At 71.9% G+C, this 11,387-nt stretch carries 12 protein-coding genes; 6 read left to right on the plus strand and 6 right to left on the minus strand.

Translation table 11 applies throughout. From position 1 onward, the window contains the following. Positions 1 to 286: 286 nt before the first annotated feature. Entirely contained in the window at positions 287 to 1,006 is a 720-nt protein-coding gene (locus ACZ60E_RS34305; protein WP_469445569.1) for a chaplin, read from the plus strand. 91 nt (positions 1,007 to 1,097) lie between these two features. Continuing rightward, positions 1,098 to 1,985: a GNAT family N-acetyltransferase gene (locus tag ACZ60E_RS34310; protein WP_469445570.1), complete on the plus strand. Its 888-nt coding sequence runs from the start codon at positions 1,098 to 1,100 to the stop codon at positions 1,983 to 1,985. On the opposite strand, the gene ACZ60E_RS34315 is transcribed toward ACZ60E_RS34310, so the two are convergent. Together ACZ60E_RS34315 and ACZ60E_RS34320 are read right to left on the minus strand one after the other, a co-directional pair. Then, the gene (locus ACZ60E_RS34315) at positions 1,982 to 3,091 is read right to left on the minus strand and encodes an acyltransferase family protein (RefSeq protein ID WP_469445571.1); all 1,110 of its coding nucleotides are present in this window, start codon (positions 3,089 to 3,091) and stop codon (positions 1,982 to 1,984) included. The two genes, ACZ60E_RS34310 and ACZ60E_RS34315, sit on opposite strands and share 4 nt — an antisense overlap. Before the next feature lie 61 nt (positions 3,092 to 3,152). Next, positions 3,153 to 4,388: an MFS transporter gene (locus tag ACZ60E_RS34320; RefSeq protein WP_469445573.1), complete on the minus strand. Its 1,236-nt coding sequence runs from the start codon at positions 4,386 to 4,388 to the stop codon at positions 3,153 to 3,155. Between the two features lie 160 nt (positions 4,389 to 4,548). On the opposite strand from ACZ60E_RS34320, the gene ACZ60E_RS34325 reads away from it, so the two are divergent. Next, entirely contained in the window at positions 4,549 to 5,052 is a 504-nt protein-coding gene (locus ACZ60E_RS34325) for a methylated-DNA--[protein]-cysteine S-methyltransferase (RefSeq protein WP_469445575.1), read from the plus strand. Positions 5,053 to 5,116: 64 nt separating this feature from the next. After that, positions 5,117 to 5,896, plus strand: coding sequence for a GNAT family N-acetyltransferase (locus ACZ60E_RS34330; RefSeq protein WP_453791672.1), 780 nt, complete (start codon positions 5,117 to 5,119; stop codon positions 5,894 to 5,896). Between the two features lie 108 nt (positions 5,897 to 6,004). Here ACZ60E_RS34330 and ACZ60E_RS34335 read toward each other — a convergent pair whose 3' ends face one another. From ACZ60E_RS34335 to ACZ60E_RS34345, 3 genes are all read right to left on the minus strand, one after another. Then, positions 6,005 to 6,271 carry a GlsB/YeaQ/YmgE family stress response membrane protein gene (locus tag ACZ60E_RS34335; RefSeq protein ID WP_384809118.1) on the minus strand — a complete coding sequence of 89 codons (267 nt, stop codon included), beginning with the start codon at positions 6,269 to 6,271 and terminating at the stop codon, positions 6,005 to 6,007. Positions 6,272 to 6,451: 180 nt separating this feature from the next. Continuing rightward, positions 6,452 to 7,009 (minus strand): GNAT family N-acetyltransferase, encoded by a 558-nt coding sequence (locus ACZ60E_RS34340; RefSeq protein ID WP_384809120.1) that lies wholly within the window; start codon positions 7,007 to 7,009, stop codon positions 6,452 to 6,454. Positions 7,010 to 7,056: 47 nt separating this feature from the next. Continuing rightward, complete coding sequence (locus ACZ60E_RS34345) at positions 7,057 to 8,298, minus strand: aminoglycoside phosphotransferase family protein (RefSeq protein WP_469445577.1); 1,242 nt, start codon at positions 8,296 to 8,298, stop codon at positions 7,057 to 7,059. A gap of 209 nt (positions 8,299 to 8,507) precedes the next feature. Here ACZ60E_RS34345 and ACZ60E_RS34350 point away from each other — a divergent pair, with 209 nt between their 5' ends. Next, complete coding sequence (locus ACZ60E_RS34350; protein ID WP_469445579.1) at positions 8,508 to 9,278, plus strand: ArsR/SmtB family transcription factor; 771 nt, start codon at positions 8,508 to 8,510, stop codon at positions 9,276 to 9,278. An 87-nt stretch (positions 9,279 to 9,365) separates the two neighbouring features. On the opposite strand, the gene ACZ60E_RS34355 is transcribed toward ACZ60E_RS34350, so the two are convergent. Next, complete coding sequence (locus tag ACZ60E_RS34355) at positions 9,366 to 9,806, minus strand: SPW repeat protein (protein ID WP_210893633.1); 441 nt, start codon at positions 9,804 to 9,806, stop codon at positions 9,366 to 9,368. A 237-nt stretch (positions 9,807 to 10,043) separates the two neighbouring features. On the opposite strand from ACZ60E_RS34355, the gene ACZ60E_RS34360 reads away from it, so the two are divergent. Continuing rightward, positions 10,044 to 11,381 (plus strand): NAD(P)/FAD-dependent oxidoreductase, encoded by a 1,338-nt coding sequence (locus ACZ60E_RS34360; RefSeq protein WP_469445582.1) that lies wholly within the window; start codon positions 10,044 to 10,046, stop codon positions 11,379 to 11,381. The last annotated feature ends 6 nt before the right edge of the window (positions 11,382 to 11,387 follow it).

Consider the following 11,387-nt stretch of genomic DNA (forward strand, 5'->3'; position numbering starts at 1 on the left):
CGGCCCACGGCCGGGATTTCCCCCTCGATCACGATAAGGGGGCACCTGCGGCCACGCCTCTCGGCGAGCGGGGCGCCGGAACAGGCCTTATCCTGCGCCGCCCGCCCGGCCGACGCCTGCTCGGGCGGGGTCCTCTCGACCGCTGTCCGCCGGGCCGTGTTCGGCCGCGTGCGGTCGTCCGCTCGAAGGGGGGCGTTTGCCGGATGAGCCATAACCTGCGTGGTTTGCCCGCGTTTAAACGGTGCGGGCGCCTGCTCGCGATCATGTCCTGGAAGGCAGGGAACCTATGAAACGGGTTGCCCGAAGTGGTTTGATCATCGTGGCCGCCGCCTCCGGCGCCGTGGCCGTGACCATGCCGGCGTTCGCGGACTCCGCGGCCGACGGCGGCACGGCCCACTCGCCCGGGGTGATCTCCGGCAACACCGTCCAGCTCCCGGTGGACGTGCCGGTGAACGCGTGCGGGAACACCGTCAACGTGGTCGGGCTCCTCAACCCCGCGGCGGGCAACAGCTGCGCCAACAAGGGCGGCGACGGCAAGGGAGGCGGCCACGACGGCTCCGCCGGGGCGGTCGCCGAGGGCGCCGAGAAGGACTCCCCGGGCCTGATCTCCGGCAACGGCGTGCACCTGCCGGTCCAGCTCCCCGTGAACGTCACCGGCAACTCGGTGAGCGTGGTCGGCATCGGCAACCCCGCCGTCGGCAACGAATCCACGAACACCTCGGGCGAGGGGCCGCAACTCCCGGAGACACCGTCCGGTTCGAAGCCGGCCCAGCCGGCGGAGCCGCCCGTGGACCCGGCGGACCCCGCCGACCCCGCCGACCCGGTGGAGGCCGAGGGGCCGCAGATCCTGCCGCAGGCGGTCCCCAGGGCCGCCCTCGCGCAGACCGGTACGGACCTGCTGGGCCCGACGGCCGCCGCGAGTGCCGCGCTGCTGCTGGGCGGAGTCGCCCTGCACCGCCGCTTCCGGCCCGCCGCACAGCGGTCCGGGCGCCGGGACGGGCACTGACCCGAAGTCGCCGGCACATACGGGTCCGGGCACGATCCCGGGCCCGTACGTGCCATGGTTCTGTGTGTCCGGTCAAGAACGGAGCGGCTCGATGACCTCCCCCTCTTCGCACCCCGAAGGCCTCGTCGTCACCCGGGCCGCGCTCGGCGACTGGCCGGTGATCAAGGCATGGGCGGCGGACGAGGGCTGGGATCCGGGCGTGTCGGACGGGCCGTGCTTCTTCGCCCAGGACCCGGAGGGTTTCTTCCTCGGCCGCATCGACGGTGAACCGGTCTCGGCGATCTCCGTCGTCAACTACGGCGCCGACTACGCGTTCCTGGGCTGCTACCTCGTCCGTCCCGACCTGCGCGGCCGCGGCTACGGGCTCACCACCTGGAGGACGGCGCTCGCGCACGCGGGCGGGCGGACCGTCGGCCTGGACGGCGTGGTCGCGCAGCAGGGCAACTACCGGCGGTCGGGATTCGAGTTCGCCCACAAGACCTTCCGCTACGGCGGAGTCCCGACGGCGGGTGCGGCCACCGCGACCGCCGCCATCACGACCGCCGCCTCCGGTGTCCGCGGCGCGGAGGCGACCGACCTCGACGCGATCATCGCGTACGACAGCCGTTGCCACCCCGCCGACCGGCCGCGCTTCGTGGAGAGCTGGCTCGGCGCCACCGGGCATCGCGCCCTGGTCCGGGTGGTCGGCGGGCGGCTCACCGGCTACGGCGTGATCCGGCCCGCCGCGGACTCCCTGCGCATCGGCCCGCTGTTCGCGGACAGCCCGGACGACGCCCGAGCGCTCTTCGCCGCACTGATCGGCGAGTCCGCCGGCCGGCGGGTCTGCGCCGACATCCCGGAGACGCACACGTCGGCCGTCGCCCTGGCCGAGGAGCACGGCCTCACCCCGTCGTTCGAGACGGCCCGGATGTACACGGGCCCGGTCCGGCCGTACGCCACGGACCGCGTGTACGTGGTCACGACGCTGGAACTCGGCTAGCCGTCCTTGGCCGCTCGCCCCGACGGGACCTCGTCGCGGCGGCGGAACATCCACTCCATGCGCGGCTCGACGGCGAACCGTAACACCCTGCGGACCGGGGCGGTGCACAGCGCGGTGATGAGGCCCACGGCCGCCGCGGTGACGGCCAGTTCGCCCAGTGCGGTGTGCAGCCAGGGGTGGTCGTACCAGTCCCAGAAGCGGGACGCCTTGATGACGAAACCGTGCAGCAGATAGCCGTACATCGTGCCCGCGCCCAGCGCCGTGCACCACAGGTGCCGCCCGGGGACCCAGGACAGGAAGCAGGCCGTCAGGACCAGGGCGAGACAGAACAGCGCGGGGGTGGTGAACAGCCCCACCCAGTTCGGCACGCCCTGGCCCGTGACGCTGCCCCGGTGGTAGAGCCAGCCGGCGCTGAACCAGGGCGCCACCAGGTACGCCGTGATCAGCGCCGCGGCTCCCACCGGCAGCGCGAACAGCCGTACGCGCCAGGTCCGCAGCCGTTCGAAGTGCTCGGCGCGCAGCGTCAGACCGAGCACGAAGAACGGCAGGAATCCCAGGACCCGCTGGATGGAGATGTCCCCGCCCAGATCCGGTGAGACGGCGGCCAGCACGGCCAACGCCAGGGCGACCGGCACCGGGTGACGCAGCGTCAGCCACAGAGGAGTGGTGATCCGCCAGATGAAGAGCGCGAGCAGGAACCACATCACGTACCAGGGGTCCAGCAGGCTCAGCGGATAGCCGGGGTCGTCCTGTGCCCACCGGTAGAACAGCGTGTACGCGGTCTCGAAGACCAGATACGGCACGGCGACGCTCGTCAGGAGCCGCCGCACCCGGCCCGGCGCCATGTCGAAACTCCGTGAGAAGTAGCCGGAGACGAGGGCGAACGCGGGCATGTGGAAGGCGTAGACGGTCAGATACGCGGCGGTCGCGAACCGGCTTCCGTGGGTCAGGGGTTCCCAGGCGTGGCCACAGGCCACCAGCACGATGGTGAGGTACTTCGCGTTGTCGAAGTACGGATCCCTGCGGGCGGACGCCGGCCCGGCAGGGATCGCGGTGAGGCTTCCCCGTGGCGCGGTCGGCGCGGGGGCTGACAGATCGTGCGACACCACATCTCCTGGCCTCGGTGGCGGTGAGCCGATCTCTCCCGCCTGCCCCCTCACGTACGGCTCAGTCGTCTCCCGCGTTCGCGCGTACGTCCGAGGGGCGGCGGGGCGGAAAGGCCCGGCGGCGGCCCGCCGCGACGGTCGCGAGGGTCACGGTGACCAGCAGGAGCGTCGTCCAGGGCAGCGCCGCGGCGCCGGAACTCTCCAGGACCAGGCCGCCGGTGAGGGAACCGGCCGCGATGCCCGCGTTGTAGACGGTGGTCTGGAGCGAGGTGGCCACGTCGGCGTTCGCGGTCCCGGAGGCGTCGACCAGGGCGGTCTGGATCAGCGTCGGCGCCCCGCCGAACGCCGCACCCCACAGGGCGACCGCGCCCAGCAGGACGGCGGGCTGTCCGGCCCAGGCGCCCAGCGCGAGCATCGTCGCCGCGAACAGGGCCAGCGCGCCCAGCAGGGTTCGCCGCAGGTGCCGGTCGACCAGGACGCCGGTGAGCCAGATCCCGGCGACGGTCGCGGCCCCGAACACCAGCAGCACGAGCCCCGTCCGGCCGAAACCGGCGTCCTCCGCGAAGGGCGCGACGTACGTGTACATCACCTGATGGCCGACGAGCAGCGTCAGCGTGACGGACAGGACCGTGCCGATCCCGGGCAGCGCGGCGACGCGGAGCAACGGCACGCGCTCACCGGACGGTTCGCCGGGAAAGCCCGGCACCCGGCGCCGCATCCACACCACGAGCAGCGCGGCCGACACCGCGGGCGCGGCGAACGCGGCACGCCAGCCGAGCGCGTCGGCCAGCGCCGTGCCCGCGGGAAGGCCCAGCGAGAGGGCGAGGGTGATGCCCGCCAGCACGAGGGCGATGGCCCGGCCGCGCCGCTCCGCGGGCACCATCCGGGCCGCGTACCCGACGAGCATGGCCCACAGCGTGCCGCCCATGACCCCGGCCGTCAGCCGCGCCGCGAACGTCAGCCCGTACGACGAGGACAGCGCGGTGACGGTGTTGGCCGCCGCGAGACCGAGGAGCGCGCCGATGAGTACGGGACGCCGGGGCAGCCCCCGCAGCGCGGTCGTCAGCGGGATCGCGGCGAGGAACGACGCGAGCGCGTACCCGGTGACCAGGAAGCCCACCCGTGCCTCGGGGACGCCGAGGTCCGGGGCCATCCGGGGCAGCAGACCCGCCGGGAGCAGTTCCGTGAGGACGGCGGTGAAGGCCACCGTGGACAGCGCGAGGAGCCCGGAGAGAGGCAGCCGGGGCGTGGTGGCGGCGGGCGTACCGGTGCCACCGGAGACAGAGGCGGTCGTCATCGGGCCAGGCTGGAACACTCACATCGGTGTGAAGGCAAGGCGTCGCTCTCCACGTCCGAATCCCGCCAGCACGCCTGATCGTCCGGGCCCACCATGGGAAGTGACACCGAAGCTCATGAACCGAAGCTCATGAAGCGAAGTTCAGGAACGGGAGGCGACGATGACCGCGTGGACGACGACCGACAGCCCGCTGGGCGAACTGCTGCTGGTCGGTGAGGAGACGGGGGCCGGCGTCACACTTACCTCGCTGACCATGCCCGAACAGCGCAACGCCCCTAAATTGAGGGCGGGTTGGCGGCGGGACCCGGACCGCTTCGAGGCCGTGGCACCGCAGCTGGCCGCCTACTTCGCCGGCGAACTCACCCGCTTCGACATCGAGTTCAACCCGACGGGCACGGATTTCCAGCGGCGTGTGTGGCACGCCCTGGAGGAGATCCCCCACGGCACGACGACCACGTACGGAACCCTCGCGGAGCGACTCGGTCTGCCCCGGGAGCGGATCCAGGCCCTGGGCGCGGCGATCGGCGCGAACCCCCTGCTCCTCGTGCGCCCCTGCCACCGGGTGATCGGCGCGGACGGATCCATGCGCGGCTACGCCGGCGGCGTCGAGCGCAAGGTCCGGCTGCTCACGCACGAAGGAGCACTGCAGCCGACGCTCCTCTGACACCGGGCGCCGCGCCCCCCGAAACTCCGTTGCCCGGCCGGGCCGCGGATGCTGGAGTGGCGGGATGGATCACACAGCGGTACTGGCACTGTTCGACCGGGACATGCGTGAGCACGCGCGTCCCTTCGGCACCGACTCCGTCGTGGAACGCGTCGGCGGGGTCGTCCGGCACGTGGGATCGGAGCAGGGCTGGAACGGAGTGCTCTGGTCGGACCTCACGGAGGCCGACGCGGACGCGGCGATCGCCGAGCAGCGCCGCTACTTCGCACAGCTGGGCCGCGAGTTCGAGTGGAAGCTGTACGGGCACGACCGGCCGCAGGATCTGGGACAGCGCCTGCTGGCCGCCGGGTTCACCGCCGAACCGGCGGAAACCCTGATGATCATCGAGGCGGGGGAACTGGAGCTCGACGCCGAGCCACCGCCGGGCGTGGAGCTGCGGCCCGTCACCGACGCCGCCGGGGTCGACCTCATGGTCGACGTCCACGAGCAGGCCTTCGGCGCCCCCGGCACCGGGCTGCGCCACCAACTGCTCGCCCTGCTCGACGAGGCCCCGGACACCGTCGTCGCGGTCGTGGCCCTCGCCGGTGACGTACCGGTCAGCTCGGCCCGGATGGAACTCGTCCCCGGCACGCGGTTCGCGGGGCTGTGGGGCGGCGGCACCGTCGAGGGCTGGCGGGGCCGCGGCATCTACCGTGCCCTGATCGCCCACCGCGCCCGGATCGCCGCCGAGCGCGGCTACCCCTATCTCCAGGTGGACGCCTCCGACCAGAGCCGCCCCATTCTCCAGCGGCTGGGTTTCGCCCCGCTCACCACGACCGTCCCGTACGTCCACGCGGCGCCGTGAGCCCGCGACAGGAGCCGTGATCCCGCGGTAGGAACCGTGACCTCGCGGTAGGAAGGGGCCGAACGGCGTGCGGTGCGCCGCCGCCGTCCGCTCCCGTGTCCGCTCGCGTCAGCGGCGGCCCGCCTTCGAACGGTCCAGCGCCGCGACACCGAGCGCCGCGAGCCCGATCTGGATCAGCCACTCGATCCAGTCCACCCCGTCGGTGTCGCCCACGTCGAACGCGTTCGCGAGCACCGAGCCGATGAGCGCGGCCACGATGCCCACCGCGATCGTCCACAGAATGCCGATCCGCTGACGGCCCGGAACCACGAGCCGGCCCAGCACACCGATGATGATGCCGATCAGGATGGCACTGATGATGCCCGAGATCTCCATCTCAGCCCCTTTTCGTCGTTCTCCTTATACAAAGGACTTCCCCCTGGAGACGAGTGCAGTCCGAGCCGTTTCCCAACTCACCGGCCCACCCGCCGAGTAGCAGACGAAAAGCAGGTGGGGAGTGGGCGAGGAGCAGAGCCACCGCGGCTCCCCTGGGCGCAGGCTGCCGGGCACGGGCGCTCAAGAGGCGCTGGTGAGACTCCATGTCCGCAGCGCGATCTCGCGTCCTCGTGACATCCGCAGGAGGGGCTCGTCGTCGGTGAGGACGAATCCGGCGCGCAGGGCGACGGCCGCACTCGCCGCGTTGGCCTCCTCGATGCACAGCACCACGCGGCGGGCTCCCGTGTGACCCAGGGCGTAGGAGGAGAGCAGCCGGACGGCCCGGGAGGCCAGCCCCCGGCCGCGATGGGCGGCGCCGACCCCGTACGCGATCTCGGCGTCCCGCTCGTCGGCCTTGCTGGGGAACAGCAGCACCTCGCCGCGCGGCAGACCACCGTCCGTGGTGATGGCGAGTTGCACCTTGCGACCCTGTGCCCGGGCCTCCTGCGCCTCGGCGAGATAGACCCGCGCGGCGGGCGGGTCGAACGGCGAGGCCACCGGCGTCCAGCGGGCGATCTCGGGGTCGTCGTACAGCGCGATCAGCGCGTCCAGGTCGTCCTCGGACCATTCGCGCAGGTGAACTCCCTCCCCTTCGAGGCGGAGGTGCGAGGGGGTGTCGAGTGTCAGCGGACTGTCCATGGGGTGATCCTGCCCCGCGCACGGGTGGGCGGCCAAGGGCGCGTGGCTCACGCCCGCCCCGTCAGGGTGCGCCCCGGTCCTGCGAGGCAGGGGTCGGGAGTGGCGGCACGGCGCACCGCCTCGCGGATCGCGGACGCGGGATCTCCCTGGTGGTAGGCCCTTTCCGACGGTTCGACGCCGTCCAGGAACTCCTGGTGGCGCACCGCGGACGCGAGGGGCGCGAGCGGTTCGGCGACGGCCAGGGCGCGGGCCGGATCACTGTCCGGAACTCGCTCCCGCCACGCGCCGGCCCAGGCGCGCGCGGCGCTCGCGCGCACCGGCTCGGGCAGGAAGGAGCACAGGCGCAGACCGTCGAGGACCGGGTTGCCCCAGTGTGCGTCGGCGAAGTCGACCACGACCGGCGGCCCGCTGTCCGCACGCCAGTTGCCGGGGTGGAAGTCGCCGTGCACGACCGTGTCCGGCAGGCCGCACTCCGTCAGCAGCCGCCAGCGATCGGCCAACTTCCGGGCCGCGCCGGCCTCTTGCGGGGTCAGCTCGGCGGACACCGGGCCGTCGAGCAGCCGGGCCACCCGTTCGGCGAGGACGGGCACCCGGCGGTCCGGTACGGAGGCGGGCCGTTCCCGCGGCCTCTGCGCGAGGGCGGCCTGGGCGGCGACGAACCGCCGTACCCCCGAGGCGGCGGTCCGCGACGACGCCTGCCAGCAGTCCTCGCCCGGGATGTGCTCCATCAGCAGGCGCCCCTCGGCGGAACCCACGACGGTCGGCACGAGCCCCGGGTCGGCGCGGGCGAACGCGGCGATCACCTCGGCCTCGTCCGCGGCGAAGGCAGGCGTGGCCTTGAGCCAGACCGTCCCGTGGTCGGTCGGCAGCCGGAAGAGCCCGGCGAGGTTCCAGGTGCGCTTCTGCTCCACCGGCCCGGTCACCGGCCGGCCCGCCGCGGCCAGTGTGCGCGTCGACCAGTCGAGGAGCCCCCGCAGCCCGTCGATGTCGGCCCACGGCGCCCGCAGTGCCTCGGGACCGTCCAACAGTCCTGGATCTGCGGGCAGTTGGAGCAGCACGTGCGGTCGCTCCAACACCTCGACGTGGTAGGTCACATGACCGTCGCGCCCGCCCTCCCCGCCGTCGACGGTCAGGAGGCGCAGTACCAGGACCCTGACGTTCAGGGCCTGTTGCAGTCGCAGGACGACCGGTTCGACCTGGGCCCACCACGGCACGTCGACGGCGAAGGGGCCGACGACTCCGAGAAAGTCCTCACCGGATGTCACCCACGCGCTGAAAGTTCGGCTCACCGCGACAGTGTGAGCGAGCGGAGCCGCGCGTGGCCAGCGAATTTGTGCCCGGGCGCCCTCCGCCCCGTACGCCTCCCGGCCTCGGCGCCCCGTACCTCTCCCGAGCTCCGTCGATTGACATGCAGGCAATTGCCTGCATAACGTTGAGTGTGCGATCGGACGAGGGAACAGAGGCGGAGAGTGAGCCGGGCCCGAACAGGGGCCCGGACATGGACCAGGTCTTCAAGGCGCTGGCCGACGGGACACGCAGACGGCTGCTCGACAGGCTGCACGAGCACGGCGGGCAGACGCTGGGAGAGCTCTGCGAGCACGTCGACATGACCCGCCAGTCGGTGACCCAGCACCTGTCCGTGCTGGAGGCGTCCAACCTGGTCGCCACGGTGCGACGCGGACGGGAAAAGCTGCACTACCTCAATCCCGTACCGCTCCATGAGATCCAGGAGCGGTGGATCGACAAGTTCGAGCGTCCGCGCCTTCGCGCGCTGAGCGCACTCAAGCGACGAGCCGAGGAAGACATGACCGACAAGCCGACATTCGTGTACGTCACCTACATCGCCAGTACGCCGGAGAAGGTCTGGGACGCGCTCACCGACGCCGATCTGACGGCCGCCTACTGGGGCCACAGCAACGTCTCCGAGGACTGGCGCCCCGGCTCGCGGTGGGAGCACCGGCGTACGGACGGAACCGGCGTCGCCGACGTGGTCGGCACCGTCGTGGAGAGCGAGCGGCCCACCCGCCTGGTCGCCACCTGGGCCTCGCCCGAGGAGGAGGGGCAGGAGGACAAGCACTCAAGGGTCACCTACGACATCAGGCCGCACGGCGACATCGTCCGGCTCACCGTCACCCATGAGGACCTGGCCGACGAGACCGCGGTCAAGCAGGTCTCCCTTGGCTGGCCGGCTGTCCTGGCCAACCTGAAGTCGCTCCTGGAGACCGGAAAGCCGCTGCCGCAGGAGCCGTGGCTGGTCCCCGAGAACTGACCGCGGCGGTGCGGTGAGGGCCGTGCGTCGGCCGGTCCGCGGCGCCGGGCACGCGGACCGGCCGACCGCCCTCATCCGTCCTGTCCTCTAGGTCTGCGGTGTGCTCTTCGCCGCGGCCGTCGCGCACAGGAATCCCATCACCACGGCCAGGACGCCGATGACGATGTTGTTGAGCACCACGCCCGCGTCGGGGCTGCTGCCCACGATCCAGGGCGCGACGATCATCCACACACCCATGGCGCACATGGCCCAGCTCAGGCCGTACATCCGTGCCGGGTTGACGGTGAATCCCAGGGCCAGCAGGCCGATGGCGATGCCCATGATGAGGTTGTGCGTCATCATGGCGGGCTGGCTCGCCGTGTAGTGGAGGATCCACGGGGAAGCGGCGCAGTACAGACCGAGCAGGAACACCGGTCCGTCCACGAGCGCCACATCGCGACCACCGAGCATGCGGGCATAGCGATCCCGCATCTCGGGCACATCGGGGTGACGGGTGATGTCACCTCTGGTGTTCGAGACGTTGGCCATGACTCGACTCCTTTGTCTCCGCTGTCTCTGCGGGCCCAGCCGAGACCGGGCGATCTGCGATGGACGCCGCTTGAATCCAGTTTGCTCTTATTCATCCCTTATGTGTAGAGATTTGCGGATATATCTGCGGGCCACCCGGCCGGAGATATATCCGCAGGCCACCCGGCCAATCCAGGTCCGCCGCAGCTTCGGAATACCCACGACGGCTCCGAGTGGAGACGGCTGGGAGGAAGCACGATGGCAGCAGCGTCACCGGACGCCACGGCGGGGGACGGGGAGGACATACCGGGGCGGACCACACGTACGGCCGTCGTCGGCTCGGGTGTCGCCGGGCTCACCGCCGCGTACATCCTCGGACGTACCCACCGGGTGTCCCTGTACGAGGCGGACGAGCGGCTCGGCGGACACGCCCACACCCATGAGCTGACCTCGTCGGACGGCCGGGTGCACCGGGTCGACTCCGGTTTCATCGTGCACAACCGCCGCACCTATCCCCACCTGCTCCGGCTGTTCGCCGAACTCGGCGTCGCCACGCAGGAGTCGGACATGAGCATGTCCGTACGCTGCGACGGCTGCGGCCTCGAATACGCGGGCGCGCGCGGCCCCAAGGGACTCTTCGCCCAGCCCCGGAACGCCCTGCGCGGCCCGTACCTGCGCATGCTCGCCGAGGTCCCGCGCTTCCACCGGGCCGCGCGGCGACTGCTGGCCCGCGCGGATGCGGACGCGGGCACCGGGGGAGAGGGCGACACCCTCACCCTGGGTGAGTTCCTGGCGCAGCAGCGGTTCTCCGCCTACTTCGTCGCGCACTTCATGACGCCCGTGGTGTCGGCGGTGTGGTCCTGCGACGCCGAGACCGCCCAGCGCTATCCGGCCGCCTATCTGTTCCGGTTCCTGGCGAACCACGGGCTGCTGTCGATCGGCGACTCGCCGGCCTGGCGCACCGTGACCGGCGGCTCGCGCGAATACGTCGACCGGGTCGCCAAACACATCGACGCGGTGCACACCTCGACCCCGGTCCGCGCGATCCGCCGGCACCACGACCGCGTCGAGATCACCGCGGAGGACGGCACGACCGACACGTACGACTCGGTGGTGCTGGCCGTCCACCCGGACCAGGCCCTGCGTCTGCTGGCCGACCCCACCGACGAGGAGCGGGAGGTGCTCGGCGCGTTCCGCTACTCCCGCAACACCACCCTCCTGCACACCGACACCTCACCGCTGCCGCGCGCCAGTGGAGCGCGCGCCTCCTGGAACTACCTGATGCCGTCCTGCGCCGCGGGCGCCGACCGGGTCAGGGTCAGCTACGACATGAGCCGGCTCCAGCGCCTCGACGCACCCGAGACGTACGTCGTCACCCTGGGCGGTCTCGACCGCGTCGACCCGGACCAGGTCCTGGCCCGCATGGTGTACGAACACCCCGTCTACACCCCCGAGTCGGTGGCCGCCCAGCGGCGGCTCCCCGCCCTGAACACCGCCGTCACCGCGTACGCCGGTGCCTACCACGGCTGGGGTTTCCACGAGGACGGCTGCCGTTCCGGCGTGACGGCGGCCGAGGCACTGGGGGTGACCTGGTGACCCACG

The sequence above is a fragment of the Streptomyces sp. NPDC102514 genome (assembly GCF_055584525.1).

Excerpts from the sequence above, each read along its gene's own strand:
- ACZ60E_RS34325 (WP_469445575.1), top strand. The coding sequence starts at position 4,549 with ATGACCGCGTGGACGACGACCGACAGCCCGCTGGGCGAACTGCTGCTG.
- ACZ60E_RS34350 (WP_469445579.1), top strand. The coding sequence starts at position 8,508 with ATGGACCAGGTCTTCAAGGCGCTGGCCGACGGGACACGCAGACGGCTG.
- ACZ60E_RS34305 (WP_469445569.1), top strand. The coding sequence starts at position 287 with ATGAAACGGGTTGCCCGAAGTGGTTTGATCATCGTGGCCGCCGCCTCC.
- ACZ60E_RS34340 (WP_384809120.1), bottom strand. The coding sequence starts at position 7,009 with ATGGACAGTCCGCTGACACTCGACACCCCCTCGCACCTCCGCCTCGAA.
- ACZ60E_RS34355 (WP_210893633.1), bottom strand. The coding sequence starts at position 9,806 with ATGGCCAACGTCTCGAACACCAGAGGTGACATCACCCGTCACCCCGAT.
- ACZ60E_RS34310 (WP_469445570.1), top strand. The coding sequence starts at position 1,098 with ATGACCTCCCCCTCTTCGCACCCCGAAGGCCTCGTCGTCACCCGGGCC.
- ACZ60E_RS34330 (WP_453791672.1), top strand. The coding sequence starts at position 5,117 with ATGGATCACACAGCGGTACTGGCACTGTTCGACCGGGACATGCGTGAG.
- ACZ60E_RS34320 (WP_469445573.1), bottom strand. The coding sequence starts at position 4,388 with ATGACGACCGCCTCTGTCTCCGGTGGCACCGGTACGCCCGCCGCCACC.
- ACZ60E_RS34360 (WP_469445582.1), top strand. The coding sequence starts at position 10,044 with ATGGCAGCAGCGTCACCGGACGCCACGGCGGGGGACGGGGAGGACATA.
- ACZ60E_RS34335 (WP_384809118.1), bottom strand. The coding sequence starts at position 6,271 with ATGGAGATCTCGGGCATCATCAGTGCCATCCTGATCGGCATCATCATC.